At 67.1% G+C, this 25,895-nt stretch carries 23 protein-coding genes; 18 read left to right on the top strand and 5 right to left on the bottom strand.

Going from position 1 to position 25,895, the window contains the following annotated elements; all coding sequences use genetic code 11:
- Window positions 1–136 precede the first annotated feature (136 nt).
- From ACTWPB_RS25580 to ACTWPB_RS25565, 4 genes are all read left to right on the top strand, one after another.
- Entirely contained in the window at window positions 137–1,177 is a 1,041-nt protein-coding gene (locus tag ACTWPB_RS25580) for a ThiF family adenylyltransferase (protein WP_446223068.1), read from the top strand.
- The gene (locus tag ACTWPB_RS25575; RefSeq protein WP_446223067.1) at window positions 1,174–1,806 is read left to right on the top strand and encodes a GNAT family N-acetyltransferase; all 633 of its coding nucleotides are present in this window, start codon (window positions 1,174–1,176) and stop codon (window positions 1,804–1,806) included. Before ACTWPB_RS25580 ends, ACTWPB_RS25575 begins: the two co-directional genes overlap by 4 nt.
- A gap of 169 nt (window positions 1,807–1,975) precedes the next feature.
- Window positions 1,976–2,950 carry a helix-turn-helix domain-containing protein gene (locus ACTWPB_RS25570; protein ID WP_446223066.1) on the top strand — a complete coding sequence of 325 codons (975 nt, stop codon included), beginning with the start codon at window positions 1,976–1,978 and terminating at the stop codon, window positions 2,948–2,950.
- A gap of 201 nt (window positions 2,951–3,151) precedes the next feature.
- Window positions 3,152–3,367, top strand: coding sequence for a helix-turn-helix domain-containing protein (locus ACTWPB_RS25565; protein ID WP_446223065.1), 216 nt, complete (start codon window positions 3,152–3,154; stop codon window positions 3,365–3,367).
- A 132-nt stretch (window positions 3,368–3,499) separates the two neighbouring features.
- Here ACTWPB_RS25565 and tnpA read toward each other — a convergent pair whose 3' ends face one another.
- Window positions 3,500–3,916, bottom strand: coding sequence for an IS200/IS605 family transposase (tnpA, locus tag ACTWPB_RS25560; RefSeq protein WP_446223064.1), 417 nt, complete (start codon window positions 3,914–3,916; stop codon window positions 3,500–3,502).
- A gap of 25 nt (window positions 3,917–3,941) precedes the next feature.
- Here tnpA and ACTWPB_RS25555 point away from each other — a divergent pair, with 25 nt between their 5' ends.
- Window positions 3,942–5,090: an RNA-guided endonuclease InsQ/TnpB family protein gene (locus ACTWPB_RS25555; RefSeq protein WP_446223063.1), complete on the top strand. Its 1,149-nt coding sequence runs from the start codon at window positions 3,942–3,944 to the stop codon at window positions 5,088–5,090.
- Window positions 5,091–5,179: 89 nt separating this feature from the next.
- On the opposite strand, the gene ACTWPB_RS25550 is transcribed toward ACTWPB_RS25555, so the two are convergent.
- The gene (locus tag ACTWPB_RS25550; RefSeq protein WP_446223062.1) at window positions 5,180–6,553 is read right to left on the bottom strand and encodes a cutinase family protein; all 1,374 of its coding nucleotides are present in this window, start codon (window positions 6,551–6,553) and stop codon (window positions 5,180–5,182) included.
- Window positions 6,554–6,795: 242 nt separating this feature from the next.
- Here ACTWPB_RS25550 and ACTWPB_RS25545 point away from each other — a divergent pair, with 242 nt between their 5' ends.
- Window positions 6,796–7,605 carry an SDR family NAD(P)-dependent oxidoreductase gene (locus tag ACTWPB_RS25545; RefSeq protein ID WP_446223061.1) on the top strand — a complete coding sequence of 270 codons (810 nt, stop codon included), beginning with the start codon at window positions 6,796–6,798 and terminating at the stop codon, window positions 7,603–7,605.
- A 336-nt stretch (window positions 7,606–7,941) separates the two neighbouring features.
- On the opposite strand, the gene ACTWPB_RS25540 is transcribed toward ACTWPB_RS25545, so the two are convergent.
- Window positions 7,942–8,562 carry an LppU/SCO3897 family protein gene (locus tag ACTWPB_RS25540; RefSeq protein ID WP_446223060.1) on the bottom strand — a complete coding sequence of 207 codons (621 nt, stop codon included), beginning with the start codon at window positions 8,560–8,562 and terminating at the stop codon, window positions 7,942–7,944.
- Window positions 8,563–8,858: 296 nt separating this feature from the next.
- Between ACTWPB_RS25540 and ACTWPB_RS25535 the strand changes: the two genes are divergently transcribed.
- From ACTWPB_RS25535 to ACTWPB_RS25505, 7 genes are all read left to right on the top strand, one after another.
- The gene (locus ACTWPB_RS25535) at window positions 8,859–9,467 is read left to right on the top strand and encodes a hypothetical protein (RefSeq protein ID WP_446223059.1); all 609 of its coding nucleotides are present in this window, start codon (window positions 8,859–8,861) and stop codon (window positions 9,465–9,467) included.
- A gap of 279 nt (window positions 9,468–9,746) precedes the next feature.
- The gene (locus tag ACTWPB_RS25530; protein WP_446223058.1) at window positions 9,747–9,923 is read left to right on the top strand and encodes a hypothetical protein; all 177 of its coding nucleotides are present in this window, start codon (window positions 9,747–9,749) and stop codon (window positions 9,921–9,923) included.
- A gap of 37 nt (window positions 9,924–9,960) precedes the next feature.
- Window positions 9,961–10,404 carry a DUF5990 family protein gene (locus ACTWPB_RS25525; protein ID WP_446223057.1) on the top strand — a complete coding sequence of 148 codons (444 nt, stop codon included), beginning with the start codon at window positions 9,961–9,963 and terminating at the stop codon, window positions 10,402–10,404.
- Between the two features lie 357 nt (window positions 10,405–10,761).
- Complete coding sequence (locus tag ACTWPB_RS25520; RefSeq protein WP_446226479.1) at window positions 10,762–12,180, top strand: glyceraldehyde-3-phosphate dehydrogenase; 1,419 nt, start codon at window positions 10,762–10,764, stop codon at window positions 12,178–12,180.
- A 310-nt stretch (window positions 12,181–12,490) separates the two neighbouring features.
- Window positions 12,491–13,975: a hypothetical protein gene (locus ACTWPB_RS25515; RefSeq protein WP_446226478.1), complete on the top strand. Its 1,485-nt coding sequence runs from the start codon at window positions 12,491–12,493 to the stop codon at window positions 13,973–13,975.
- 239 nt (window positions 13,976–14,214) lie between these two features.
- A complete protein-coding gene (locus ACTWPB_RS25510) occupies window positions 14,215–15,462 on the top strand; it encodes an AAA family ATPase (protein WP_446223056.1) in 1,248 nt (415 codons plus the stop codon).
- Window positions 15,459–16,682: a vWA domain-containing protein gene (locus ACTWPB_RS25505; RefSeq protein ID WP_446223055.1), complete on the top strand. Its 1,224-nt coding sequence runs from the start codon at window positions 15,459–15,461 to the stop codon at window positions 16,680–16,682. The genes ACTWPB_RS25510 and ACTWPB_RS25505 overlap by 4 nt, the downstream gene beginning before the upstream one ends.
- 31 nt (window positions 16,683–16,713) lie before the next feature.
- Here ACTWPB_RS25505 and ACTWPB_RS25500 read toward each other — a convergent pair whose 3' ends face one another.
- Together ACTWPB_RS25500 and ACTWPB_RS25495 are read right to left on the bottom strand one after the other, a co-directional pair.
- On the bottom strand, window positions 16,714–17,136 hold the full coding sequence (locus ACTWPB_RS25500) for a PIN domain-containing protein (RefSeq protein WP_446223054.1): 423 nt from the start codon (window positions 17,134–17,136) through the stop codon (window positions 16,714–16,716).
- Window positions 17,133–17,372, bottom strand: coding sequence for a type II toxin-antitoxin system Phd/YefM family antitoxin (locus ACTWPB_RS25495; RefSeq protein WP_446223053.1), 240 nt, complete (start codon window positions 17,370–17,372; stop codon window positions 17,133–17,135). The genes ACTWPB_RS25500 and ACTWPB_RS25495 overlap by 4 nt, the downstream gene beginning before the upstream one ends.
- 298 nt (window positions 17,373–17,670) lie before the next feature.
- On the opposite strand from ACTWPB_RS25495, the gene ACTWPB_RS25490 reads away from it, so the two are divergent.
- The 5 genes from ACTWPB_RS25490 to thrS all read left to right on the top strand — a co-directional run bounded on the left by ACTWPB_RS25490 (window position 17,671) and on the right by thrS (window position 25,869).
- Entirely contained in the window at window positions 17,671–19,893 is a 2,223-nt protein-coding gene (locus tag ACTWPB_RS25490; RefSeq protein WP_446223052.1) for a SulP family inorganic anion transporter, read from the top strand.
- 219 nt (window positions 19,894–20,112) lie between these two features.
- Window positions 20,113–22,338, top strand: a complete 2,226-nt coding sequence (locus tag ACTWPB_RS25485; RefSeq protein WP_446223051.1) for a SulP family inorganic anion transporter — start codon at window positions 20,113–20,115, stop codon at window positions 22,336–22,338.
- A gap of 114 nt (window positions 22,339–22,452) precedes the next feature.
- Complete coding sequence (locus ACTWPB_RS25480) at window positions 22,453–22,944, top strand: TIGR02611 family protein (protein WP_446223050.1); 492 nt, start codon at window positions 22,453–22,455, stop codon at window positions 22,942–22,944.
- A complete protein-coding gene (locus tag ACTWPB_RS25475) occupies window positions 22,941–23,612 on the top strand; it encodes a (2Fe-2S)-binding protein (protein ID WP_446223049.1) in 672 nt (223 codons plus the stop codon). Before ACTWPB_RS25480 ends, ACTWPB_RS25475 begins: the two co-directional genes overlap by 4 nt.
- A gap of 193 nt (window positions 23,613–23,805) precedes the next feature.
- On the top strand, window positions 23,806–25,869 hold the full coding sequence (gene thrS / locus ACTWPB_RS25470; RefSeq protein ID WP_446223048.1) for a threonine--tRNA ligase: 2,064 nt from the start codon (window positions 23,806–23,808) through the stop codon (window positions 25,867–25,869).
- Window positions 25,870–25,895 lie beyond the last annotated feature (26 nt).

Genomic DNA, 25,895 nt, shown 5'->3' with positions numbered 1-25,895 from the left:
GGTTCTGCATCGCTCGGTTTCGCGTCCAACGGTACTTACGCCCGGCGCTGCGACATCGCATTTCCGTCCGGTGCTGCTCGATGCATCGAGCCCGGAAGGACTGCGTGACCTGGAAGCGCTGGCAGTGTCGAGTTCTGTGAGTGCAGTGCACGACACGATCGAGGATCAGCTCGACGAACTGATTCGCTGCGAGGACCCTGCTGTCGCGCATTCACCGGGCTTGCTGGCAGCGTCGCGTCGTCGGATCTGTGGCGAGACTCCGTTATGGCGGTGGGGAACGTGGGTGTTCTATCCGTGGAACGGCCGGTTGGTGCATGTGCTGGCGCGCGAGGGTTTCCAGCGGGTGCGGACAGATCGGAATCGCAACAAGATCGACCGGGCGCAGCAGCGAGACCTGCGCGATCGGCGGATCGGTGTGATCGGGCTGTCGGTAGGCAACAGCGCGGCTGTAACGCTGGCGATGGAAGGGGTCGGCGGCTCGTTCCGATTGGCCGACTTCGACACCGTCGGGCTGTCGAATCTGAACCGGCTGCGGGCAGGGGTGGGTGATCTCGGGGTTTCCAAGGCTGTGCTGGCGGCGCGTCAGATGTTCGAGATCGATCCCTATCTCGACGTCGAGGTGTTCATGGACGGGTTGACCGAGGAGTCGATCGGGCCGTTCTTCGATGGAGTGGGCGGCACCCGGCCGCTGGATCTGGTGGTGGAGGAATGCGACACGGTATGGGCGAAAGTCGCTGCCCGTGAGTGCGCGCGGCGCCGAGGGATCCCGGTACTGATGGACGCCAACGATCGCGGCTTGCTGGATGTGGAGCGTTTCGATCGCGAACCCCATCGCCCGCTGTTCCACGGCCGCACCGGCGAGTCGACCTCGTCCGATGTCGCGCGGATGAACCGGGGCGAGCTGTTGTCGTTTCTGCTGGCAGTGGTCGATGAACCGCGGCTGAGTCCGGCGATGCGCGACGCTGTCGGTGAGGTCGGCCGGAGCCTGTCCAGCTGGCCTCAACTCGCCTCCGGGGTGATGCTCGGCGGCGCCTTGGTGGCGGACACGGCTCGCCGGATCCTGCTCGGCGAGCTGATCGGGTCGGGGCGAACCTATATCGACCTCGACGAGCTCATACCCGCGATAGATCCCCGGATTGCTCCGGCATTCGTGCGGGCGATGGAGGAAGTCCGTTGACTATCGACCTGCGCAACGTGGAACTGGTCGGTACGCGGCTGCGGTTACGTGATCTCCGTGCCGGTGATCTGGGCGTGTATCAGCGGATCTTCACCGACCCGCACTTGACCCGGTACATGGGCACCGACAGCATGGGTGTCCGGGCGGCCGCGGTGTCGTTCGACGCCGCCCTGCGCTCCCGCGGCGAGAGTCCCCGGCGCAAGTACACGCTGGCGATCACGGCACCGGGTGCGGACACCATGGTCGGCACCATCGGCCTGCTGGTAGAGGATTTCGGCAGCAACGCGATGATCGGCGGTCTGGTCGTGGTTCCGGAAGGGGCGCTGCGTGCGGGTGGTATCGAGGCGGGGCGGCTGATGGCGGCCTTCGCCTTCGGGCCGCTCGGGATTCACCGGGTTTGGGCGGGGCACCGGCACGATCATCCGGTGATGGACACGGTGATGTCGGGAGCGGGCTTGACGCCGGAGGCGCGGCTGCGGCAGCTGTACCGAACCGAGGGTCGGTGGCGCGACGTGTGCACCTATGCGGCGCTGCGGCCGGAATGGGCTGCGAGGGCGACACCTGCCGAACGTCGAATCCTGGCGTTACGGCCCACCGCGGCAAGGGAACACGCCACCGCAGGTCGGTGAAGTCGGTGCGCAACCCTGCCGAATCGGGCTCCGGGCGCGCCACGGCGCGATAGCATCGCCGACTACAGGCCCATGCAACCACCGTGGCCCGAATTGCACCATCCGAAACGCGTAGCGGCCGGCGACGGGAGCGACGCCACCGCGGCGAGAATCCGAAGCAGAGATCACAATGGCAGTGCTGATCGACTCCGACTACTTCACGCCGGCGGACCGGCGGGAGGCCGTCACCGCAATTCTGCAGGAAGCCGATATCGGGGCGAACCTGCAGATGTGGGATTCGCCTGCCGAAGTGGTCAGCCGGCACCAGGCCTGGATGCTGGGTCCGATCGCGCTCACCCGCTCGGAGGTATCCGGTCACCAGGTCTGCCGAACCAGTCGGCATGAGCGGTCAACCCCCAGCGACACTCTGACGGTGACCGTGCAGAACGGACAGGTCCGCAGGCACGAACAGTTCGGTGCGCAAACGCTGATCGAACCCGGCGCCTGCGAAGTGATCGACCTGGCCACCGCGTTCGCCTCCGGCTGGCACGGTCTCGGCGGAACGCTGTGCCTGCAGCTGTCCAGGGAGCGCCTCGGCATTTCCGCGGAAACGGTCGTCGCGGCTCACGGGCGACTGGCGGCATCGCCGCTGTACCCGATGGTCACGGCGCAGATCCAGCATCTCGTCGCGATCGCCGACCAGCTCGAAACTGATCCGGCCGCAGCCTCTGTGGGCGAGGCGTGCCTGGAAATGGTTCGGGCGCTATTGATCTCGGCGGCCGGGCGCGGGCCGGGTGACGGCGCCGCCATCCCGGAGCAACTGCTGATCGAGCAGATCCTCGGGTATGTGCGGACGCACCTGTCCGATTCGACCTTGAAGACCCCCGATATCGCTGCCGCCAACAACATCTCCGTTCGGCACCTGTACAAGGTATGCGCGCAGTCGGGTATCAGCCTCGAGCAGTGGATCATCGAACAACGCCTGGTCCGGGCCCGCGACATGCTGATCGACAGAGGCTACGAGCACCGGTCCATCGCGTCTGTGGCCGGTGCCGTGGGTTTCCGCGACGCCGCCCACTTCGCCCGGCGATTCCGCGAAGCATTCGGCACGACGCCACGTGACTGGCGCCGCAGTGGCACCGATGCGGACAACCCACCGAAGTAGCCGGGAGGTCCGCGCCCCGGCGGCGCGGAAGTTTGTGCGTGCACAGTCAGTTGCCGTGCAGTCACAGCCTCCTTCGAAGGTCGATTCACCGATATCTTTCGAATGTGGCTGTGCGAGACCGCATCAGGAGTACGAGTGTTCGCCGACGAGCACCCGCGCCGATGCAGTCCGTGCCGAGGGCATCGACAGAGAGGGGAGACCATGTCCACGAGGATCGGCAAAGCGATTCGGGCGGCGAGGATGGCCTCCGGATTCACCCAGGCGGAGTTGGCCGACTGGATCGGAATTGCGGACGGAAACCAGATCAGCCGTTGGGAACGCGATGTGGTGACACCCAGTGCCGACAGTGTCGGCGAGTTGTCGCGAGTCCTGGGGGTGCGTCTCGACAACTCGGTCGGCGATGCTGTGTCGTGTTGATCCGACGCAACGGCGAGTGTTCGCCGAGCCCTGACCTGGCTTGAACACGCTACCGAGTGTCCGCTAGTGCGCCGCCCTTCAGGGCGGTGGTGAAAGCGGACGCGGGAGGGCCGCCAAGGCCCCGAGCGTGCTCTAAACGGGACGGTTCTGCTGCTCGATGTGCTGCCGAACGATCGACAACGGTGCCCCACCTACCGATCCGGCGAAGTACGACGCCGACCACAAGCGGTTAGCGCGCCAATAGTGGCGCACCAGGTCCGGGAACTCCTGGCGCAGCCGACGCGAGGAGACACCCTTGAGCGAGTTGACCAGCCTGGACAGGGCAACTTTGGGCGGGAAGTTCACCAATAGGTGTACATGGTTGGCTTCGCCGTTGAACTCGACGAGCTCGCACTCGAAGTCCTCACAGACTGCCCGCATGATCTCTTCCATCCGGGTCAGGTGCGCGTCAGCGAAGACCCGGTGCCGATACTTGGTGACGAAGACCAAGTGTGCGTGAAGGAGGAAAGTGCAGTGTCTGCCTGTGCGGATTTCGCTGTAGTCACCCATAGGCCAAGATGGTAGGCTGCGAATTGTGCAGCTGCGGTACAACTTCCGCGTCTACCCGACACCGGGCCAACAGATCGCGTTGGCGCGGGCGTTCGGGTGCGCGCGGGTGGTGTACAACGACGGTTTGGCCGCACGGAAAGCCGCGTTCGAGCAGGGATTGCCGCGTATCTCGGATGCGGAGTTGTCGAAACGGTTGACCGTGGCGAAGAAGACTCCCGACCGCGCCTGGCTGGGGGAAGTCTCGGTGGTGGTATTGCAGCAGGCGTTGGCCGACCTGAATGCCGCCTACCGCAACTTCTTCGCTTCGGCTACCGGCAAACGCAAGGGCGCGCGGGTCGCGCTGCCGAGGTTTCGGTCCCGTAAGGACAATCGGCAGGCGGTCCGGTTCACGAAGAACGCGCGCTTCGGGGTCACCGCCGCTGGCAGGTTACGGTTACCGAAGGTCGGGGACGTGGCGGTGCGTTGGTCGCGGGAGTTGCCGTCGGCGCCGTCGAGTGTGACGGTTATCAAGGACGTGGCGGGACGATACTTCGCGTCGTTCGTCGTGGAGACCACCACCGAGGCGTTGCCCGGTGTCGATGCCGAAGTGGGTATCGACCTCGGTCTGGCGAGTTTCGCGGTGATGTCGGACGGTAAGACGATCGCCTCGCCACGATTTTTGCGTCGAGCCGAACGCCGATTGCGGAAGGCGCAGAAATCATTGTCCCGCAAGGAGAAAGGCTCAGTCAACCGGGCCAAGGCTCGAGTGAGGGTGGCTCGCGTGCATGCGCGGGTGGCTGATACGCGCAGGGATTGGGCACACAAGAACTCGACGGCGATCATCCGCGACAACCAAGCGGTGTATGTCGAGGATCTGTGTGTGAAAGGTTTGGCGCGGACCCGGTTGGCGAAATCGGTGCACGATGCGGGGTGGGGCATGTTCGCCCGGATGTTGGAGGAGAAAGCAGCCCGATACGGTCGCACTTTCGCGAAGGTGGATCGTTGGTTCCCGTCGACTCGTTTGTGTTCGGTGTGCGGGTTGGTCGGTGGTAAGAAGCCGTTGCATGTGCGGGAGTGGACCTGCGCGTGTGGTGTCACGCATGACCGCGATCTGAACGCGGCCAAGAACATTCTCGCGGCCGGGCAGGCCGAGAGGTTAAACGCCTGCGGAGGGCTGGTAAGCCCTGCCGCTTAGCGGCAGGCATGTCCCGGTGAAACAGGAACCCGCTGAGAGCGGCCGTAGGTCGCTGGTAGGAATCCTTGACCTTCAGGTCGAGGAGGATGTCAAGAAACGGCCTGGGAGCTCAGGTAGCCCAGGAGGATCTGGACGTCGTCGCCGTAGTCGATGTGGGCGTTCGAGGAGTAGAAGTTGGCTATGTCCACGCCTTGGCGGGCCAGTTGGACGAGCTCATCGACCGTGGCGGGATCGGCGATGCTGAGCACGGTGCGGGTGGTTGCAGGGAGGTCGGCTCGGATGCCGGCGGCGACGGGGCCGAGCACGGCGCCGGTGAGGTCGGCGCCGGTGGCGGCGAAGGTCGCCAGGTCGGCGGCGGCGGCAATGGGATCGTTGCGATCGAGGGATTCGACCGCACGCCAAAGGATTTCCTGAATTCGGCCGACCCTGTCGGCGATGCTCAGAAGATCGATGTCCATGAGGGCGTCGGCGATGACGCTCACGGCTGCGGTCCGGCCAGAGGGGTCGGCGGCGGCGGCAGCGCGGATGACCTGGGCGACCAGAACCCGGTCTACACCCGCGGCGGCCTGGACCAACGGGTCCAGGGCAACATTCAGGGCACGCGCGGCCCCGTGCGCACCGCGAATGTCACCCGCCGCGATGAAGTCCGGGAGGCGGGTGAGGTTGTCGAGAATGGTAGGCAGGTTCGCCGCGGTGGCGGTCCAGCCTGCGCCCATGGTGACGGCTTGAGCGATCAGGCTGCTGGGATCGACCGTGGCGGGGATGACGTGCGCGATCGGTTCGGGATCACCGCTCAGGACCCGGCCCAACACGGCGAGAAAGGGGGAGGCGGCGGCATCGAGGGAGCAGTACAGGTCCCCGTCGGCACACAGGGTGCGAACCCGCTCGGTCAGCGCACCGAAATCCCGGCTTCGCGTTCCGGCGATGCCGTGGCCGGGCTGCGTATTTCCCAGGGAGAGTGTGGTATTCGGATCGCGATGCGGATCGGACAGTAGTCCGACACCGACCACTCGATCGGCGTCGATGGGACCATCGCCGTTGCCGATCTCGGTGGCGAGATCGCCGATGCCGTCCGCCCCCTGGCTGTAGCCGGCGAGGACGACCCGCGTCGAACTACACAGGCCACGCATCATGTGGTGCAAGCGGGATTCCAGGGTGCTCAAGGACTCCGCGTAGCTCAGACCCAGGTCGAAAGCGCTTGCGGCATAGGGGACATAGAGCACCGTGATGTCACGGCCGAATTGCCGTTGCAGTCCATCGCCGACGGGCCGGAGCATCCCGACGGGCACCCCGGGATCGGCTCCCAGCGTGGTCTCCCAGGTCCCCGGCGCGAAAATCGCCGTGTACGGGGTGCAGGGCTGCGCGCCGGGCGTTTCCGCCCGCGCGACGCCGACCGCCGCAGTCCCGACCGCGACGACGGCGGCGACCAACATCGTCGCGATGGATCTCGACAACCTGTTCATCGTCCAATTCCTCTGTTGCCGAAGGGGATTCGTGACGGTGCGGCAGGTGCTGAATCGTGCCGAACCGTCGGAGCCAATTCTCGCCACTCGCAGTCGGTTCCGCCCACACTTTCAGACACAGTTTTATTTCAGATTTGGTGCCGGGGACGCGGGGCCGCGCGGTGTCGCGGTCGAGCCCGGCTTCATCCCGAATGTGCCTGGTCGGCCGCCGTCCCTGCGTGACCGGCCCTAGGCTGGGGCGCATGAGTCTTCCCTCTCCCGCCGGCGACCGCACCGCGATCGTCACCGGCGCGTCCTCCGGCATCGGCGCCGCCCTGGCCCGTGAGCTGGCCGGGCGCGGCCAGCAGGTCACGCTGGTCGCGCGCAACGCCGACAAGCTGGCCGAACTGGCCGCCGAGATCACCGCGACCGGTGTACGCGCCGATATCCTCGCCGCCGACCTCGGCGACCGCGAGGCCCGCGCCGCGCTGCTCGGTCGTGTCGAAGCGCTCGGTCTCGCGCCCTCGATCCTGGTGAACTGTGCCGGAATCTCCACGCTCGGCCCCGTGCACAAGGCCACCCCGGATGCCGAGATCGCCATGGTCGAACTCGATGTCGTCGCGGTCGTCGATCTGTGCACCCGGTTCCTGCCCGCGATGGTGGCCCGTGGCACGGGAGCGGTGCTCAATGTCGCCTCCACCGGTGCGTTTCAGCCGCTACCCGGCCAGGCCGGGTACGGCGCGAGCAAGGCGTTCGTGCTGTCCTACACCCAGAGCCTGTCCGGCGAACTGCGCGGCACCGGCGTCACCGCGACCGTGCTGTGCCCCGGACCGGTCGACACCGGTTTCGGCGAGCGCGCCGGCTTCACTTCCGAGGAGGCGCACGGCGCACTGCCGGCCGTAATGTGGGAATCGCCGGAGGTGGTGGCCCGCGTCGGGATCAGCGGCCTGGCCAAGGGCACCATGGTCGCTATCCCGGGCCTGGCCAACCGCGCGGCCGCCGCGCTGGTGCCCTTCCTGCCGAAACGTCTTCTGGTGCCTATCCTTTCGCGCCAGCACCCCGGGCTGCGCTGAGCCACTCGCCGGTCGACAGCATGCCGCCCGAACGCGCGGCGGGTATGCGTACGCGCTCGTCTCCCCGGTGTCATAGGTCCTCCGATCGAATGAGGGCTATCTCACACGCGGTCGACACCGTCACGGCTGAGGCGCTGAGATCGCCTGGTCAGCAACGGTCGACTGGACCGATGCGGACCGCGTTCACCGGTTCGAAACCAGCTGGGAAGACAGAAGACAGTGGAACGGCAGGTCGGAGCCCTAACAGCGATGGCCTGCCGTGCGTGCAGTCTCGACCAGGGATGCGGGGTCTGATGGACTGCGCAGGTCCGGTTCGGATGCTGCACCGGACCTTGTTCAGCGCGAGCTGACGCAGACCACGTAGCGGCGCTCGTCGTAGACGACACCGCGGTCGCCCGCCGTGCAGACGTTGACGTCCGTGGTGTCGTGTCGGATCTCGAGCACGCGGAGCCGGCCGGGAACGTCGGCAGTGCATTCCACGTGCCTGACCGCACCGCCGGACAGATCGATGCAGCCGCCGACTGTCCAATCGATGTCCAAGCAGACGGTCTCGTCCACGCCGCCCGGAAGTGCCCGAGGTTGTGCGCGGTCGACGTCGCCCGGGCAGCGGCCGCTCGCCGACGCCAATTCCGTCACCTTGTAGTGAGAATTGGTGCTACCACACGCGGCCTGTCGAATATCGGCCGAGCTCACGCCCAAATCCACGCAATCGCCGACGCTGAGATTCACCCGGGGAATCCGGGTTACGGACTTACTCAGTGTGGACGCGACCCCGCCGGATAGCTCGACAATGGTTCCCAGCGGCTGGGTTGCCGAAACCTCGCTCGGCGAATTTTTTGCGGCAGAATCATTTTCAGGGAGGCCGGGTACCCGCGCGCCGAACCCCGTGACGACGGTAAGTGCGACGTAGAAGCTCCCGGCCAGGGCAAACACCGCCACAACCGATACGCCGGCCACGGCTAAGTTCCTCCGACGCGCCATTTGTGTTGTCCCTACTCATCCGCTGGACGTCCCGACCGGCGCCCCACTTGCCTGACAGTTCTTACACGGCCGCACACGAGCGTGTCGAATTGTGAATCTGCATCTTTTTACAGCGAATACTTGGTCTAGCGCCCAATTCGGAACGGATGACAATACCGGTGAAGAATGATGCTAGGGTCTGCCCGATCTCACTGGCGGACACCAAGTTTCGTGCCCTGTATCGGCACGTTGGTCGGCCGCGCAGTCTTCGTCATGCGTAAAGGAAATCCCTGATGAAACTCGGTCACTTCCCTGCCACCGCGCTCCTGGTCGGCACCGCCGTCTGGATCACCGCGGGGGCTGCCGCCGCGCAGCCGGTCGCACCCGCCCCCCAGCCCACCGCGTCCGGGGTCGACCAGTCGGTGCACTACGAGGCCGTTCTCACCGAATTCTCCCGAGTACTGACCACCACCGTCACCGGCGGCACATTCACCACCACCGACGACAACACCGCGGTCACCCTCACCTCCGACGCGGGCGCGGTCGTCACCCGCATCCCGCTCACCTACCAGATCTCCGGCGCGACAATGCGAGTGGCGCAGACGATCTCCGACAACGGTCACCACCTCGTCCTCACCCCGCAGGCGAGCGCCACCGAGATCGGCGAGATCCAGACCATCAGCCCCATGTCCCAGCTGACGAACGAGATCAACCGCAACGTCGTCGGCGTGGTCGCCGGCGGCATCCTGGGCGGCCTCATCGGCACCGTCCTCGGCTTCGGCTTTCTCAGCATCGTCACCGGCCCCGTAGGACTGGTCCTCGGCGCGATCGCCGGCGGCTACGCGATGGGCGGACAGCCCTTCCTCGACGCCGTCACCGCCGTCGTCAGCGGTCAGCCCTGACCCAATTCCCTTGGTCCTCGGCGACCCTCGTTCGCGAGTTCGGGATTTCCGCCAGTTGGCTGTTCGGGAAGTCCGCGGCGAGTTGTGCAGGGCGCGGTCCGCGAGATGCTCTGTACCGGGCACTCGGGAGATCCGGCACAGGTAGTTGAACTGTGGTGGCGGAAAGTTCTCGTAGGCATCGCACGGTGTCAGGATCAGCCGGCCGAACCGGTGGGGCCGGCGAGTGATAACCAGCTGCGAGAGCATTCCGCCGCCGTCATCGCCGATCAAGGTCGAGTCATGCAGGTCGAGCTGGTCGATGACGTCGGCGATGGTGTCGGCAATGCCGGTGGGTGTCAGGTCCGCGTCCGGTGCCATCGGCATGTGGTGTCCGCGCCTGCTCGCGGCGGGTACTCGCGTGGTCGTCCTCGATGGAGTACCGACCAGAAACGCCTGAGCGGTGTCGAGGGCGCGTAGGCACGGCCTCGATCGGCGGGTGCACGAGAATGGTCAGATGCTCATCCGAATCGTGGGGACGCAACTGCCCGGGTTGTCCTGCCGTCCGGCGGGGATCGAGACGGCGTACTCGAACGTCCACGTAGGCGTCCAGCGGAAGAATCGTCCGCAGGAGCTGCTCGATCCGCAGCGTGGCGACGCGGACGCTGTCCGGTGGACTGTGGAGTGCACCGTCGACGGCACCGATATCCGCGGGCCCTACATTCAGGGCAGGCCGGGGGAGCGGTTCCTCTATCTCAGCTGGGGCGCCGTCGACGACGCCGCAACCTTCACCATGTTCCGGCGGGCCAAACTGATGCTCGCCGACGTGCCCGCCGAGGTTGTGGCCGCCGCGACGGAATCGGGAGTGCTCGAGGCCCGGCTCGGCCTCACCGATGCGACCGGGAACCCGTTGTGCGCGAGGGTGGCACCAGCCCTGATCCGCTGGACTGCCGCGACCTGACCGCGTCGTCGGCCCCGACCTGGCAGACCGGGGACAAGGTCGGTCCTCGGTGGCAGGATGCGGGAGAGGGTGATTTCTTCGGCTGTGACCGAGCTCAGCGCACCGAGCGCGATGCCCGCGCTGAGCCCGGTGAGCGCCCAGGTCATGCCCCCGGGTAGGGCAGGGCTGCGGTTGGCGGGCGTCGCGGTGAGCGGCGGGTCAGGTGCGACGCCGATCTCACCAGCAGGGAGTGGTCCTCGGTGAATTTGTGGACCTCACTAGCATCAATACGGCGCAAATATCGATGAACCCAGAGGACGTGTGTTGACTACCGAACAACTTGATCGCTGGAACGCTCAGGAAGCTGCTGCTGAGGCGATGATTCCGATCATCGGGACGCTGTATCGCAGCAAGGGTGTGACGATTCTGCTGCACAGTCGGTCGCTGGTGAACAAGTCGGTGATCAGCATTCTGCGGACGCATCGATTCGCGCGGCAGATCGGCGGCGAAGAGCTGTCGGTGGACGAGACGTTGCCGTTTCTGCAGGTGATCAGCCGGTTGGATCTGGGACCCTGCAAGATCGATCTGGGTCAGCTCGTGATGGCCTATCACGCGGATGCGCGTGGGCTGTCGATCGAGGAGTTCACCACGGCGGTGCTGGCGCCGGTGAGTGACGACAACAAGGCCGTGTCGCAGGGGCCGCGCGATGTGGTGCTCTACGGGTTCGGGCGGATCGGGCGCCTGGTCACCCGGCTGCTGATCGAGAAGGCCGGGTCGGGCAACGGGCTGAGCCTGCGTGCGGTGGTGGTGCGCAAGGGTGGCGACGACGACCTGGCCAAGCGGGCGTCGCTGCTGCGCCGGGATTCGGTGCACGGGCACTTCAACGGCACGATCAAGGTCGATACCGGCAACGACACGATCACCGCGAACGGCAACGTCATCAAGTTCATCTACAGCGATGACCCGACGACGATCGACTACACCGCCTACGGCATCGACAACGCGATCCTCATCGACAACACCGGTCGCTGGCGTGACCGCGACGGCCTGGAGCAGCACTTGCGCCCCGGCATCGCGAAGGTGCTGCTCACCGCGCCGGGCAAGGGGGACGTGCCCAACATCGTGCACGGCGTCAACCACCGCGATCTGGACCTGTCGCAGCAGATCTTCTCCTGCGCCTCGTGCACGACCAACGCGATCGTGCCGCCGCTCAAGGCCATGGACGACGAATTCGGGATCGTCCGCGGACACGTCGAGACGGTGCACTCGTTCACCAACGACCAGAACCTGCTCGACAACTACCACAAGGCCGATCGTCGCGGCCGCTCCGCGCCGTTCAACCTGGTGCTCACCGAGACCGGTGCCGCCTCCGCCGTCGCGAAGGCGATGCCGGACTTCAAGGCCAAGATCACCGGCAACTCGATCCGCGTTCCCACCCCGGACGTCTCGGTCGCGATCTTGAACCTGCAGCTGAAGCAGGACACGACCAAGGAAGACGTGCTGGCCTACCTGCGTCAGGTCTCCCTGGCGGGACCACTGAGCCGCAACCTCGACTACACGGCCGCCACCGACGCGGTCTCGAGCGACTTCATCGGCTCGCGCGCGGCCTCGATCATCGACGCCAACGCCACCATCGTCGAGGGTGACACCGCGATCCTCTACGTCTGGTACGACAACGAGTTCGGTTACTCGTGCCAGGTGGTGCGGACCGTGCAGTACATCTCGGGCATCGAATACCCGACCTACCCGCAGTTGGGCGCGCAGTCCGACGCGCGCGAGCTGACCGACGCGCGGTAGCGAGACGCTGGTGAGGCGGGCCCAGGTCGCTGACCTGGGCCCGCCTACCTCGTCGACCCAGTTGCCGACCGGGTGATCGAACATCACCGCTTGTCGGCTCGCGCGTTGTTGTGCATACTGGCGACATGACATCCAGTCGAAAGGGCGTCCTGCGCCCGGGCCGTTGAGCCCCACGCCGGTCATCGAACCGGCTTCTCTCCTGCGTGAACGCGGGGAATTCACCGAAAACCCGCAGCTCTCCCGTACGTCCTCTGACGATGCACGCCTTGACCTTTGGCTGCGTGTGCGCGAACTCGCTGTGCCGCCGCGCATGATCGAGGTTGCCACCGCACGGCGGCTCGCCGGCGACTGGTCGGGGGCTTGTGCCGCGGCACACGTCGATCTCGAGGTGGATCTGGGGGCGTTGGCGCGCACGCACGGGCGAGGACTTGCCACCCGAGTACGGGCCGACCTGCGGCACCTGGCGCCTGATCTGTTGCGCTGGCATCTACCCAGAATCGCGCCGGACGGTCTGTTGCGACCCGGGCTGACCATGGTGCTGGCCCGCTACGACACCGGGGGCATCGCTGGTCTCGACAACGCGGCCGGTGACGTAATGCAGTGTGGCGGTGTGGATTCGGTGTACCTGGTGGTCCGCACGCCACCGGCATGGGCGGGCGCCGGACAGCGGATCAGCCTCGCGCTGTGGGACCTGGCGAGCCCCGCGACCAGCGCGCGCATGCACCCACACCCCCGACCCAACAGTCGCTACCGGCTCGACCTGCACCGGCACCTGTGGGATTCACGTCGAGTGGGCGAACTGCGAATCCGCTCCGGCGCAGGACAATTCGTCGTCCCGAAGCCGACACGGGACGACGAATCCGGCGCCGGGAATTCCGTGCCACGGCCCCTGGGTGACGGACCGGACTTCAGGCTGCCCGATTCGGTCGAACACGCCGGTCGACCCGACTTCGGACTGACCGGATCGGTACCGCAGGGTGTCGAACGCACCGGTCGGCCCGACTTCGGACTGACCGGATCGGTACCGCAGGGTTGTGCTCTCGATCGGTGGGCGGACGAAGCGGGGATTCTGCTGCGGGCCGAGGGGCGTCGGTCCGGGTTGGTGCTGGTGCGGTGTGGTGCGCGCAAACGTGTCGTGTTGGACGTGTGCGCGGAAGACCCACCCGCAGTGCGAGTTTCGCGCGAACGCCCGCGCGGCGGAATCTCCGCCCTTCCGGTCCTGCCCGATGCGGCGACCTGGGTGCTCCCAGACCTGGAGTTGCTGCGCGCCGGTGTGATCACCGCCGATCGCCTGCACCCGCTGGTCGCTTCGGCGCTCGGCTGTGACGGCGCGCCGACCGAGGCATCCGGGATCACCGCCGGTCATCGGATCGTGGAGTGCCGGGGCGAACGCCACCGGATCGGCTTGGTGAACGGGGTGCTCGTCGCCCTTGATCACGACCCCACCGAAATCCGGCACGAGGAACTCCTGGCAGCCCTGACCGGAACCCCGATCCCCTGCCTGCAAGCCATCGACCGCTCACTGCGCCAACCGGATTGGCTCGCCGGCGTCTGCGACCGCCTGGACCACGGCGATATCGACGGCGCCCTCACCATCGTCGAAGCCGAGCTCGGCGCCGACGCGGTGCTGCGCGACGGACCGCTTCGCGACGCACTCGAAGCCGCTGTACGACAACGGATTACCTATGGTCTGTTCCGGGCGGGCCTACCCGCACCCGGTCGCGGTCACACCCCTCCCGACCGGTACGACCGCAAGGGTCGTCGCGCACGTCCGAGACACCCGGCCTTGCACTGAGTTGCCGTCCGGGCCATCAGGGTCACGCCTTGTCGCGCTGACAGGCGGAGTCGTGTGGGTCCGCGATGACCAGCTGATCCGTGGGTCACCGGGGCCTCGCCTCGACGGCCGGACTCCCGATTCGGCTCGCGCGGCCTTTCGCGTGGCAGACCTTCGCGCTTGTCGGCCGCCCCTGGGGCCCAGCTCGCTCCACTTGCTCTCATCCATCGAATTCTTCTGAACCCAAAGGTGATTCACACATGACTGTTCCCACGCTCTGCCCGCCGCTCCCGATTCGCGCCACCGACTCCCAGCTCGACGTCGCGGGCGAACTCCTCGCCCTGCTGGGTGAGGTGAAGACGGAGCCGCGACCGAACACACAACTGGAAGCGCTGACCTTGGCCGTGGCCGCCGACCTGCCGGTGTTGCTGTGGGGTGAGCCGGGCATCGGCAAGACCGCTGCCCTGACCCAGCTCGCCGAGTCCCTCGGCCTGCCGCTGACCACGGTGATCGCGAGTGTGCATGAGCCGTCGGACTTTTCGGGCCTGCCGATCATCGGCGAGGACCCCGCGACCCATGGCGTGCCGATGGCACCGCCGGACTGGGCGGTTCGGCTCGTGCGAGCCGGTCGCGGCGTGCTGTTCCTCGACGAACTGTCCACCGCACCGCCCGCCGTGCAGGCCGCGCTGCTGCGCGTGGTTCTCGAAAGGCGGGTCGGCGCACTGGAACTGCCGCCGGGCGTGCGTATCGTCGCGGCCGCCAACCCGCGCTCCTCGGCCGCCGACGGCTGGGAGTTGAGCCCGCCGCTGGCGAACCGCTTCGTGCACCTGCAGTGGACCCACGAGCACGATGTCGTCGTCCGAGGCCTCGGCGGAACATGGCCGCGCGCGACCTTGCCTCGGCTCGCACCCGAAAGTTTCTCGGAGGCAGTCACATTCGCACGTCGTGCGGTATGCACCTTGCTCGCGGCGCGGCCCAAGCTCGTGCATCAGATGCCAACCACCGAAACCCGGCGGGGTGGTGCTTGGGCGTCACCGCGGAGCTGGGAGATGACCGTGCGACTGATCGCCTTCGCCACCGCGGCCGACGCGAGTCGTGATGTGCTGTCGCAGTTGATCCGTGGCACGGTCGGTGACGGCCCCGGTTTCGAACTGCTGACCAGCATCGATCGGATGGATCTGCCCGACCCGGAGGCGCTGCTGGCCGATCCCGTCGCGGCCGAACTGCCGACGCGGGGCGACCTGCGCCAGGCCGTTCTCGATGGTGTGGTGGCCGCGGTCCGCAAACGACCGGAGCGCGCTCGGTGGGACGCGGCGTGGTCGCTGCTGGTCAAAGCAGTGGAAACCGGAGCGCCCGACTTGGTGGTTGTTCCCGCGACCACCCTGGCCACTCTGCGCCGCGACAACTGGGAGGTGCCCGCGGCAATCGAAAAGCTCGCCGGGGTGGTGTCGGTGTCGCAGAGTGCCGATCGCGCCGCCGCCCGCGTTGCCGTCAAGGCGGGCCGATGACAGCGGAGACCACCGGGCTGGATTTCGGCAAGCTGTATGCCGCACGGCTGCACGCGGTTTCGGCCCGTCCCTATCTGGCGACCGCTCTGTACGCGCTGCACATTGTCGAGTCTCGAGGGGTGCCGACGATGAGCGTGGACAAATACTGGCGGTGCTACGTGTCGCCACGGTTCGTCGACTGCACACCGGTGGAAGAGCTGGCTTCGATACTGGTGCACGAGGTTTCGCACTTGCTGCGAGACCATCACGCCCGCAGCGACCGCTACGCGCACGCCCACGACCTGACCGGTCCTGGGGAGCGGCTGCGCATGAATATCGCCGCCGATGCCGAGATCAACGACGACACGTTCGGTGACGGGTTGGTCTGGCCCGAGGGCGCGGTGTTGCCCAGCACCTTGGGGCTGAGCGCGGGGCAGCTCATGGAGGATTACCTGGGTCAGTTCCGCCTCGGGCACCTCACCGAAGCCATGGCGTGGCTCGACTGCGGTAGTGGCGCGGACGGATCGGAGCGCGAGTGGGAGCTGGGACCTGACGGCGCGGACGGTCTCAGCGAACAGCAACGCGACGGCGTCCGATTCCTCGTGGCACAGGGCATCGTCGGCCGTCCAGGAGACGCGCCCCAGGGTTGGCGACGCTGGGCGAAGGAGGCCCTGCACCCCTCACAACCATGGCGGGACCTGCTCGGCGCGGCCCTGCGCGCGGCCGCCTCGGCCCCCGGCGTCGGCGAGGACTACACCTACCGGCGCCCCGCCCGCCGCTCGAGCGCACTGCCCGGCATCGTGCTGCCGAGCCTGCGTCGCACCCCACCCAAGGTCAGCGTGGTCATCGATACCTCGGGTTCGGTCAGCGACGACGAACTGGGCAGCGCCCTGCTCGAAGTCGCCGCCATCATCCGCGCCGTCGGTGGCCGCCGCGACCTGGTCACCGTGTTCTCCTGCGACGTGGCGGCCAGAATCGCCCACCCGCTGTGCCAGGCCGAGGGCATGACATTGATCGGCGGTGGCGGCACCGACCTGCGAACCGGTTTCACCCAGGCCCTGCGCACCCGCCCGGACGTGCTCGTAGCCCTGACCGACGGCCAAACCCCCTGGCCCTCCCACCAACCGGCCTGCCGAACCGTAGTCGGCCTCTTCCGCCGAGAACGCGCATGGCGGCACGACGACCCGGACTATGTCCCGGACAGCCCACCCGTATGGGCGCGGGTAGTCGACATCGGCTGAGCACGAGATCACGTTGTCATCGGACGGACCGTCAGGCGCGCACCCAGGGGTTGAGGACTGGAACCCCCATCGGCTCGAAGTCCTTGATATTACGAGTCACCACGGTCATACCGTGCTCGCTCGCGGTAGCCGCGATCATCGCGTCGCGCTCGGGGCGTGGGTCCGGAAGGTGCAACCGTGCGGCGCGTCGGCCGACGGCGAGGTCGAGTGCCAGAATCCGGTTCGCGAAGACGTCCAACAGGTCGCCTTCGAGCCACGTGCGCAATCGATTGCCCTGCGCGGCGTCGCGTCGTTCGATGCGGCAGATACCGACTTCGACCTCCATGATCGTGATGACGCTCAGAAACAGGTCGGATGGTCGTCGTTGCGCCACCCATGAGCGCACATGTGGGTTTGCCGACTGCTGCGACTTGCGCAACTCGCTGATGACATTGGTGTCGAGGAGGAAAGTCACAGGTCCGCGACCCGCAGGTCCACCTGCAGCGGCGCCGGCTCGAACTCGATGTCGTCGTCCATGCTCAGCCGGGAAACGAGATCCTGACTGTCAGCCTTCAGTCGCCGGTACTCGTCGATGGACAAGAGCACGAAAGCGTCCTCACCGCGATCCGTGATCACGACCGGCCCCTCGGTCGCGGCCCGTTTCGCAGCGCTGACGTCCTGGTTGAACTCCCGAGCGCTCATCGAAGTCATCGCAACCCTCCCGGTGTAGGTATGTACCTACAATACCGCACCGGGGTGGTGATCGCGCTGCTGCTGGCCGAGAACATGCTGTGTGACTGAGGTCACAAATCGACGGCGATTTCGTCCCATTCTTCCCGGAACATTTTCTAATGCTTGGGAAGTTCTTTACTCTTGATCCGACTCTGTGTCTGGAGTCCGCTCTCTTTCGAGCAGTGCTGCAGATCCGCCGTTCGCTCGCAGCTCAGCATCAATTGCCAGTGCATGTTCGACCGATGAACCGGGAGCCCATCCGCCCCGGCGAAGGAGAATGATGACCGACAATGATCCGGGCACCACCACGGCGACGGCGCGCACGCCGTCGCATGCGTCACTGAAATCGGTTCTCCAGCAAGATCTTCCAGCGTCACTCGTGGTGTTTCTCGTCGCGTTGCCGCTGTCGCTCGGGGTCGCCCTTGCTTCCGGCGCGCCGGTCGTCGCCGGGCTTATCGCGGCCGCCGTCGGCGGGGTGGTCGCCGGGTTGCTCGGCGGCTCGAAGGTTCAGGTCAGTGGGCCGACCGCGAGTCTCGCCGTAGTGGTGGCGGGCGCGGTCCAGCAATTCGGTTGGGCCGCCATGTGTTTCATCACCGTCGGGGCCGGTGTGCTGCAGATCCTGTTCGGGCTCAGCCGCGTCGCGCGAGCCGTGCTCGGTATCGCGCCGGTCGTGGTGCACGCGATGCTCGCCGGCATCGGCGTGGTCATCGCCCTGCAGCAGGTGCACGTGCTCCTCGGCGGAACGACGATCAGTTCGCCGTGGGCAGGCATCGCCGCGCTCCCGCGTCAGGTGATGTCGGTGCAGAAGGGTGACTTGTTCGTCGGGTTGCTGGTGATCGCCGTGCTGATCGGATGGCAGTATCTGCCGCGCCGGCTACGGGTGGTGCCCGGCCCGCTGGTCGCGGTGGTGGTGGCGACGGTGGTCTCGTTGGTGCTGCCGCTGACAGTGGAACGGGTGCGCCTCGACGGCTCGCTGCTCGACGGGATCGGGCTGCCCGCGTTGCCGCACGGCGGGTGGCTGCCGCTGGTGCTCACCATGCTCACCGTCGCGCTCATCGCCAGTGTGGAGACGCTGCTCTCGGCCGTCGCGGTCGACAAATTGCGCCCCGACCAGCGCACCGACTTCGACCGCGAACTCCGCGGTCAGGGCGTGGCGAACATGGTCTCGGGCGTGCTGGGCGGTCTGCCGATCGCGGCGGTCATCGTGCGCAGCATCACCAACGCCAACGCGGGCGCCCACAGCAGGGCGGCCACTGTGCTGCACGGTGGCTGGATCCTGGTGTTCGCGGTCGCGCTGGTCGGCCTGGTCCGTCAGATCCCGACGGCGGCGCTGGCGGGGCTGCTGGTGCTGATCGGGGTGCAGTTGGTGAAGCTGGCGCATATCAAACGTGCCCGCCGCACCGGCGACATCTACGTCTACCTGGTTACCGTGATCGCGGTCGTCGCACTGAATCTGTTGCAGGGCATGGTGATCGGGCTGCTCGCCTCGTTCGCCTTGCTGCTGTGGCGGGTCGTGCGGTTCACCATCGCCGCGGCGCCGCGCACCGACGGGACCTGGCTGGTGCGCATCGCGGGCACCTGTACGTTCCTGGCCGCGCCCCGGCTCACGACCGAACTGGCGAAGGTACCTGCGGGTGTGGACGTGACGGTCGAAATGAGTGTGGACTTTCTCGACCACGCGGCGTGCGAGTTGCTCTCGGAATGGGCCGACGCCCGTGAATCCAGCGGCGGCACAGTCGACTTCGTGGAACTCGGCACCGCAAGGATGGCCCGCACCCACGACGGGCCGCCCGAACACGGGCACGCGCGCAAGGCGGTCGACGAGGCGATTCGGCCATGGCGGCGCAGCGGCGGCGTCGACCCGATCGCCGCCGGCATAGCGGCCTATCATCGCAAGCACGCGCACCTGATGCGGCCGCACCTGGCCGGGTTGCGGCACCGGCCCGATGCCGACACCTTCTTCCTGACGTGCGCCGACGCCCGCATCGTGCCCAATGTCATCACCAACAGCGGCCCCGGCGACCTGTTCACCGTCCGCAATGTCGGTAATCTGGTGCCGGTCGGTGGCAGCGACGTCTCGGTCGAGGCCGCGCTGATCTACGCGCTGGACAAGCTCGACGTGCGCTCGGTGGTGGTGTGCGGGCACAGCGCCTGCGGTGCGATGGAGGCGCTGTACCGGCAGGTTCAGGCCGGGCCGGGTCTGGACGACTGGCTCGCGCACGCCCAGCCGACCCTGGCCGCGTTCCACGGTGGCCATCCGGTCGCGGTGGCGGCCGAGCTCGCGGGCTTCGGCCCGGTCGACCAGCTCGGCATGGTCAATGTCGCCCGGCAGGTGCAGACCCTCATCGACTATCCGGCGATCCGCAGCGGGATGGCCGAGCGCGGAGTCGCGGTGACCGGGTTGTTCTTCGACCTCGCGACCGCGCGGGTGATCGAGATCCACGCCGACGGGATCTCGGGGTTCGACGAGGCCCGCAGGATCGCGGCCGAGCCCGTGTAAAGGGGGGTAGGTGTGGGTCACGCCACAGACTGCCTGCCGTTATGGCGAGACCCACTGTTTCTGCGGCACACTGGCTTTGCCAATTCTTTACCAATAGGTTGGTTCTATCAGTTCCCGGTTCGCCGATGGACCGGAATCTTCGCTCCAACCCCTTTGCTTCACCACCGCCCTCGTGATGATCGGCCCCGGCCCAGCGCCGGGAGTCGGCGAAGGAGAGTCATGTCTGTCGAGAACGACCATGCCCCACCCCGTGTGGACGACCCGTCGAACGAGTCATCCCGCCCCGCCTGGCAACAGACGCTGTTGCGTCACGATCTACCCGCTTCCATCGTTGTTTTCCTTGTCGCGCTGCCGCTCTCGCTCGGCATCGCGGTCGCCTCCGGTGCGCCGATCGCCGCCGGCCTCGCCGCCGCCGTGATCGGTGGTGTGGTCGCGGGCCTGCTCGGCGGCTCGGTCCTGCAGGTCAGCGGCCCCGCCGCGGGTCTGACCGTGGTCGTGGCCGAATCCATCGCGCAATTCGGTTGGCGCGTCACCTGTTTCATCGTGGTCGCCGCGGGTGTGCTGCAGATCTTGTTCGGACTCAGCCGGATCGCGCGCGCCGCGCTCGCGGTCGCCCCCGTGGTGGTCCACGCCATGCTCGCCGGTATCGGCATCACCATCGCCCTGCAGCAGGTCCATGTGCTGCTCGGCGGTTCCTCGCACAGCACCGCGCTGCGCAATGTGATCGAACTGCCCGGTCAGCTGCTGTCGCTGCACGGAGGTGACGCGCTCGTCGGCGCCGTGGTGATCGCGGTGATGCTCGGCTGGAAGTACGTCCCACCGAAGCTGCGCGCGGTGCCCGGTCCGCTGGTGGCGGTGCTCGTGGGCACCCTGCTCTCGCTCGGCCTGCCCGAGGTCGAGCGCATCGCGCTGAGCGGGTCGGTCTTCGACGCGCTCGGCCTGCCGGAACTGCCGTCGGGCAACTGGTCGGCGATCGCCATGATGGTGCTCACCATCGCGTTGATCGCCAGCGTGGAGAGCCTGCTCTCGGCCGTCGCGGTCGACAAGATGCACACCGGTCCACGCACCGGATTCGATCGGGAACTGATCGGCCAGGGCACGGCGAATGTCGTCTCGGGCCTGGCCGGTGGCCTGCCGATCACCGGCGTGATCGTGCGCAGCGCCACCAATGTGCAGGCAGGCGCGCGCACCAGGGCTTCCACTGTGCTGCACGGACTCTGGATTCTGCTGTTCTCGGTGGCGCTGGTCGGCCTGGTGGAACAGATTCCCAAGGCCGCGCTGGCGGGCCTGCTCATCGTCATCGGCATGCAGCTGGTGAAACTGGCCCACATCCGGTTGGCCCGGCGCACCGGTGATCTGCTGGTCTATGTGGTGACCGTGCTCGGCGTGGTGTTCACCAACCTGCTCGAAGGCGTCGTGATCGGGCTCGCGCTGGCGTTCGGGCTGCTGCTGTGGCGGGTCGTGCGCGTACAGGTGACGGCGGCGCCGCTGCCCGATGGACGCTGGCAGGTCCACATCGACGGCTCGTGCACCTTCCTCGCGCTGCCGAAACTGTCGGGTGAACTGGCGAAGGTGCCCGCGGGCGTCGATGTGACGGTCGAGATGACCGTCGACTTCCTCGACCACGCCGCGTTCGAGGCGATCGAGGATTGGCAGCGTCAGCAGGAAAGCGGTGGTGGCCGTGTCGATTTCGTCGAAATTGGCAGTGCGCGGATGGCCGATACCCCGGCCGCGCCACCGATCCGCGGATTCGGTCGCGCCGCCATCGACGACATGCTCCGGCCGTGGCGGCACCAGAAGTCCGGCGGCGACGCGGTGACCGCGGGTGTCGCGGCCTTCCATCGCGGTCACGCCCATGTGGTGCGTCCGCATCTGGACGGGCTGCACCACAGTCAGGACCCGGACTCGTTCTTCCTGACCTGCTCGGATTCGCGGATCGTGCCCAACGTGATCACCAACAGCGGCCCCGGCGATCTGTTCACCGTGCGCAATGTGGGCAATCTCGTGCCGGTCAGCGGTGACGATTCCGTCGAAGCGGCACTGAGTTTCGCGTTGGACAGCCTCGCGGTGCGTTCGGTGGTGGTGTGCGGGCACTCCTCGTGCGGCGCGATGAAGGCGGTCTACTCCGCCGCCGACACCGCGGGGGGCCTGAGCTCGTGGTTGCGTCACGCCGAGCCGACCTTGCACCGGTTCCTCGCGGGCCATCCCGTGGCCGCCGCGGCCAAGGCGGCCGGATACGACGAGGTGGATCAGCTGAGCATGGTCAATGTCGCGGTGCAGCTCGAGACGCTGGGACGCAATCCCGCGGTGCGACGCGCAGTCGCCGCGCGTGGGTTGGCGGTGTCGGGGCTGTTCTTCGATATCGCGACATCGCGGGTGCTCGAGGTGACTCTCGACGGGGTCAGCGCGATCGACGATCACGCCGCACTCGCCGTCACCAGTTGATGCGCACCCTCCGCCGAGAACGCGGTCGTGCGCGCGGGCGGAGGTAAGGGTGTCGCCGGTGCGCGAAGGCGCGCGACGCGACTCGGCGGCGGTCGGACTCGTAGGCTGGAATTCATGACCAGCGATCCGACCGCCGCCGAGCGCGTCACCGACGGCCCCGACTCCCCGGACGACGAGTCCGTCACAGGGCGGGGCCGGTGGGACACCTTCAAGGACCGCTGGCGCGCCTTCCGGGAACACGTCGCGCAGCGCCCTACCCTCAACGTCGGCTACCGCATCGCCGTCGGCGTGGTCGGTGGGTTGGTGCTGATCATCGGGATCATCACGATCCCGTACCCCGGACCCGGCTGGGCGCTGGTGTTCGCGGGATTCGGCATCCTGGCCACCGAGTTCGTCTGGGCCCATCACACCCTGAACTGGGTGCGCGGCAAATACCGGATCGTCATGGACTGGTACACCTCGCGCGGCTGGTTCATCAAGGTGCTCGGTGCGGTGGGCACCTTCGCCCTCGTCCTGGTGACGTTGTGGCTGCTCGGTACATATTCGATGGTCGCAGGGTGGATCGGAGTCGATTGGCCATGGTTACGCAGTCCCCTGATGTCGTGAGCACGGTTCCGGGCCACCTACTCACCGACCCCGATTGGGTCGCGGCCCGGATCGACGCGATGAGCCATACCTGGGGCACCGATGTGCCCCGGGTCGCGGGCACCCTGTGGTGGTGCATGGTCGCCTCGACGCTGGTCGAGCAGATCGCCGTCGCCTACGCGGCGGGCACGCCCGCTCCGGTCGCCGCGCTCGGCGAATTCGACTGTGCGATCCGCCCGGACGGTGGTGTCGAGCACGCGGAATTTCGCCGGGTGCCGGTCGATGCCACCGGGCGCTCGGTGCGCTCGGACGTGGGTGGCGAGACCGGTGCGGCGGCGGCCGAGGAGGTCGCGACCGCCTTACGTGACACCTTGACCGCGGTGATTTCCCAGGTCGCGGCTGTTTCCGGGGCGGGTGCTCCCTCGCTGTGGGCTGTTGTGGCCGATGCCATCGGTAACCGGGCGCTCGACGCGGGCACCAAGGAAGCCGCGACCCGGCTGGCGGCGGACGTGGGCTCGCGCCTGCCCGCGCCACGGTTCGTCACCGTCGAGGGCCGCACCTTCGTGCGGCGCGCCTCGTGCTGCCTGGTCTACGAGGTGCCCGGCAGGCAGATGTGCACGAGCTGCCCGAAACGTGCGCCCGCCGATCGAGCGCAGCAGCTGGCGGCCGCAGCGCGCACTCGGTCCTGAATCGGGCCGGATCGGCTACATGTCCGGCACCTTCGGTGCCTCTCCTCGCCGTCGTCGGCGAACACGCGGTCCTAGGTCCATCGACACGCCCCCTCAGCGGTCCCGATAGCATGGGCGGCGCAGGATCCCCTGCGTGACCGACGCTGTGCGACCTGCCGGATGACCCGGCACCGACGTCAAGGAGAACATTCCCGTGACCACCTCTGCACCCATCAGTCCCGTCGCTCTCGTTCGGGTGCCGGCCGGGACGACCGCGGGCGCAGCGGTGCGGGAAGCGGGCTTGCCCACGAAGGGCCCGGACACGGTCGTCGTCGTGCGTGATGTCGAGGGCGCACTCAAGGATCTGTCCTGGATTCCGGCCGAAGACGCCGACGTCGAGCCCGTTCCCGCGAACAGCGAGGACGGGCGCAGCGTGATCCGGCACTCGGCCGCGCACGTGCTCGCCCAGGCGGTGCAGCAGGAGTTCCCCGACGCGAAACTCGGGATCGGCCCGCCGATCAAGGACGGCTTCTACTACGACTTCCAGGTCGGCAAGCCGTTCACCCCCGAGGATCTGGCCAAGCTGGAATCGCGGATGAAGAAGATCATCAAAGGCGCGCAACGCTTTTCGCGTCGCGTCGTCGAGGTCGACGATGCCCGCGTCGAACTGGCAGGCGAGCCGTTCAAGCTCGAGCTGATCAGCGACAAGTCCGGTATCGACGATCCCGAGATCATGGAGGTCGGCGGCAACGAGCTGACCATCTACGACAACCTCGATCCGCGCACCGGCGAGAAACTGTGGGGCGACCTGTGCCGCGGCCCGCACATTCCCACCACCAAGTTCATCCCCGCGTTCAAGCTGACCCGCTCCTCGGCCGCCTACTGGCGTGGTGACCAGGACCGTGAGGACCTGCAGCGTGTGTACGGCACCGCGTGGGAATCCACCGAGGCGATGGACGCCCACCTGGAGCTGCTGGCCGAGGCCGAGCGCCGCGACCACCGCAAGCTCGGCCTCGAGCTCGACCTGTTCTCCTTCCCCGACGCGCTCGGTTCGGGTCTGCCGGTGTTCCACCCCAAGGGCGGCATCATCCGCAAGGAGATGGAAGAGTACTCGCGTCAGCGCCACATCGACGCGGGCTACGAGTTCGTCAACACTCCCCACCTCACCAAGGGGCATCTGTACGAGATCTCGGGCCATCTCGACTGGTACAAGGACGGCATGTTCCCGGCCATGCACCTCGACGCCGAACTCAACGAGGACGGCACGGTCCGCAAGCCCGGCCAGGACTACTACGTCAAGCCGATGAACTGCCCGATGCACAACCTGATCTTCGGCGCGCGCGGCCGTTCCTACCGGGAACTGCCGCTGCGGATGTTCGAGTTCGGCTCGGTGTACCGGTACGAGAAGTCCGGCGTGATCCACGGCCTCACCCGGGTGCGCGGCATGACCCAGGACGACGCGCACATCTACTGCACCAAAGAGCAGATGCACGCCGAGCTCACCAGCACGTTGCAGTTCGTCCTCGGCCTGCTGAAGGACTACGGCCTCGACGACTTCTACCTCGAGCTGTCCACCAAGGATCCGAAGAAGTACGTGGGCTCGGACGAACTCTGGGCCGAGGCCACCGAAACCCTCGAGAAGGTCGCCGAGGCGTCCGGCCTGGACCTGGTGCCCGACCCCGGCGGCGCCGCGTTCTACGGCCCGAAGATCTCCGTGCAGGTCAAGGACGCGCTGGGCCGCACCTGGCAGATGTCGACCGTGCAGCTCGACTTCAACCTGCCCGAGCGTTTCGACCTCGAATACACCGCCTCCGACGGGACCAAGCAGCGTCCGGTGATGATCCACCGCGCCCTGTTCGGCTCGATCGAACGCTTCTTCGGTGTGCTCACCGAGCACTACGCCGGTGCGTTCCCCGCCTGGCTCGCGCCGGTGCAGGTCGTCGGCATCCCGGTGGCGGAAAACTTTGTCCCGCACCTGGATTCGGTGATCGAGCAGTTGCGCGACGCCGGCGTGCGGGCCCAGGTGGACCGCAGCGACGACCGGATGCAGAAGAAGATCTTCAACCAGACCGCGCAGAAAGTGCCGTTCATGCTGCTGGCGGGCGCACGCGATGTGGAAGCGGGCGCGGTGAGCTTCCGGTTCCGCGACGGCACCCAGGTCAACGGTGTGCCCGTCGCCGATGCGGTCGCCACGATCACCAACTGGGTCGCCCACCGCGAGAACGCCTCACCGACCGCCGAAGGGTTCGAGGTCGTCTCCGCGGCGGTTCCGGCATGAGCGGTCAGCGCCCGGAGGCGGTAGCT

Source organism: Nocardia sp. IBHARD005, assembly GCF_052814245.1.
Note: the sequence above shows the minus strand (reverse complement) of the source record. Positions and strands in the feature narration are given on the sequence as shown.

Excerpts from the sequence above, each read along its gene's own strand:
- ACTWPB_RS25485 (WP_446223051.1), top strand. The coding sequence starts at position 20,113 with ATGTCTGTCGAGAACGACCATGCCCCACCCCGTGTGGACGACCCGTCG.
- ACTWPB_RS25525 (WP_446223057.1), top strand. The coding sequence starts at position 9,961 with ATGCTCATCCGAATCGTGGGGACGCAACTGCCCGGGTTGTCCTGCCGT.
- ACTWPB_RS25510 (WP_446223056.1), top strand. The coding sequence starts at position 14,215 with ATGACTGTTCCCACGCTCTGCCCGCCGCTCCCGATTCGCGCCACCGAC.
- tnpA (WP_446223064.1), bottom strand. The coding sequence starts at position 3,916 with ATGGGTGACTACAGCGAAATCCGCACAGGCAGACACTGCACTTTCCTC.
- ACTWPB_RS25550 (WP_446223062.1), bottom strand. The coding sequence starts at position 6,553 with ATGAACAGGTTGTCGAGATCCATCGCGACGATGTTGGTCGCCGCCGTC.
- ACTWPB_RS25545 (WP_446223061.1), top strand. The coding sequence starts at position 6,796 with ATGAGTCTTCCCTCTCCCGCCGGCGACCGCACCGCGATCGTCACCGGC.
- ACTWPB_RS25495 (WP_446223053.1), bottom strand. The coding sequence starts at position 17,372 with ATGACTTCGATGAGCGCTCGGGAGTTCAACCAGGACGTCAGCGCTGCG.
- ACTWPB_RS25490 (WP_446223052.1), top strand. The coding sequence starts at position 17,671 with ATGATGACCGACAATGATCCGGGCACCACCACGGCGACGGCGCGCACG.
- ACTWPB_RS25530 (WP_446223058.1), top strand. The coding sequence starts at position 9,747 with ATGCAGGTCGAGCTGGTCGATGACGTCGGCGATGGTGTCGGCAATGCC.
- ACTWPB_RS25480 (WP_446223050.1), top strand. The coding sequence starts at position 22,453 with ATGACCAGCGATCCGACCGCCGCCGAGCGCGTCACCGACGGCCCCGAC.
- ACTWPB_RS25565 (WP_446223065.1), top strand. The coding sequence starts at position 3,152 with ATGTCCACGAGGATCGGCAAAGCGATTCGGGCGGCGAGGATGGCCTCC.
- ACTWPB_RS25505 (WP_446223055.1), top strand. The coding sequence starts at position 15,459 with ATGACAGCGGAGACCACCGGGCTGGATTTCGGCAAGCTGTATGCCGCA.
- ACTWPB_RS25570 (WP_446223066.1), top strand. The coding sequence starts at position 1,976 with ATGGCAGTGCTGATCGACTCCGACTACTTCACGCCGGCGGACCGGCGG.
- ACTWPB_RS25535 (WP_446223059.1), top strand. The coding sequence starts at position 8,859 with ATGAAACTCGGTCACTTCCCTGCCACCGCGCTCCTGGTCGGCACCGCC.
- ACTWPB_RS25515 (WP_446226478.1), top strand. The coding sequence starts at position 12,491 with ATGATCGAGGTTGCCACCGCACGGCGGCTCGCCGGCGACTGGTCGGGG.
- ACTWPB_RS25520 (WP_446226479.1), top strand. The coding sequence starts at position 10,762 with ATGATTCCGATCATCGGGACGCTGTATCGCAGCAAGGGTGTGACGATT.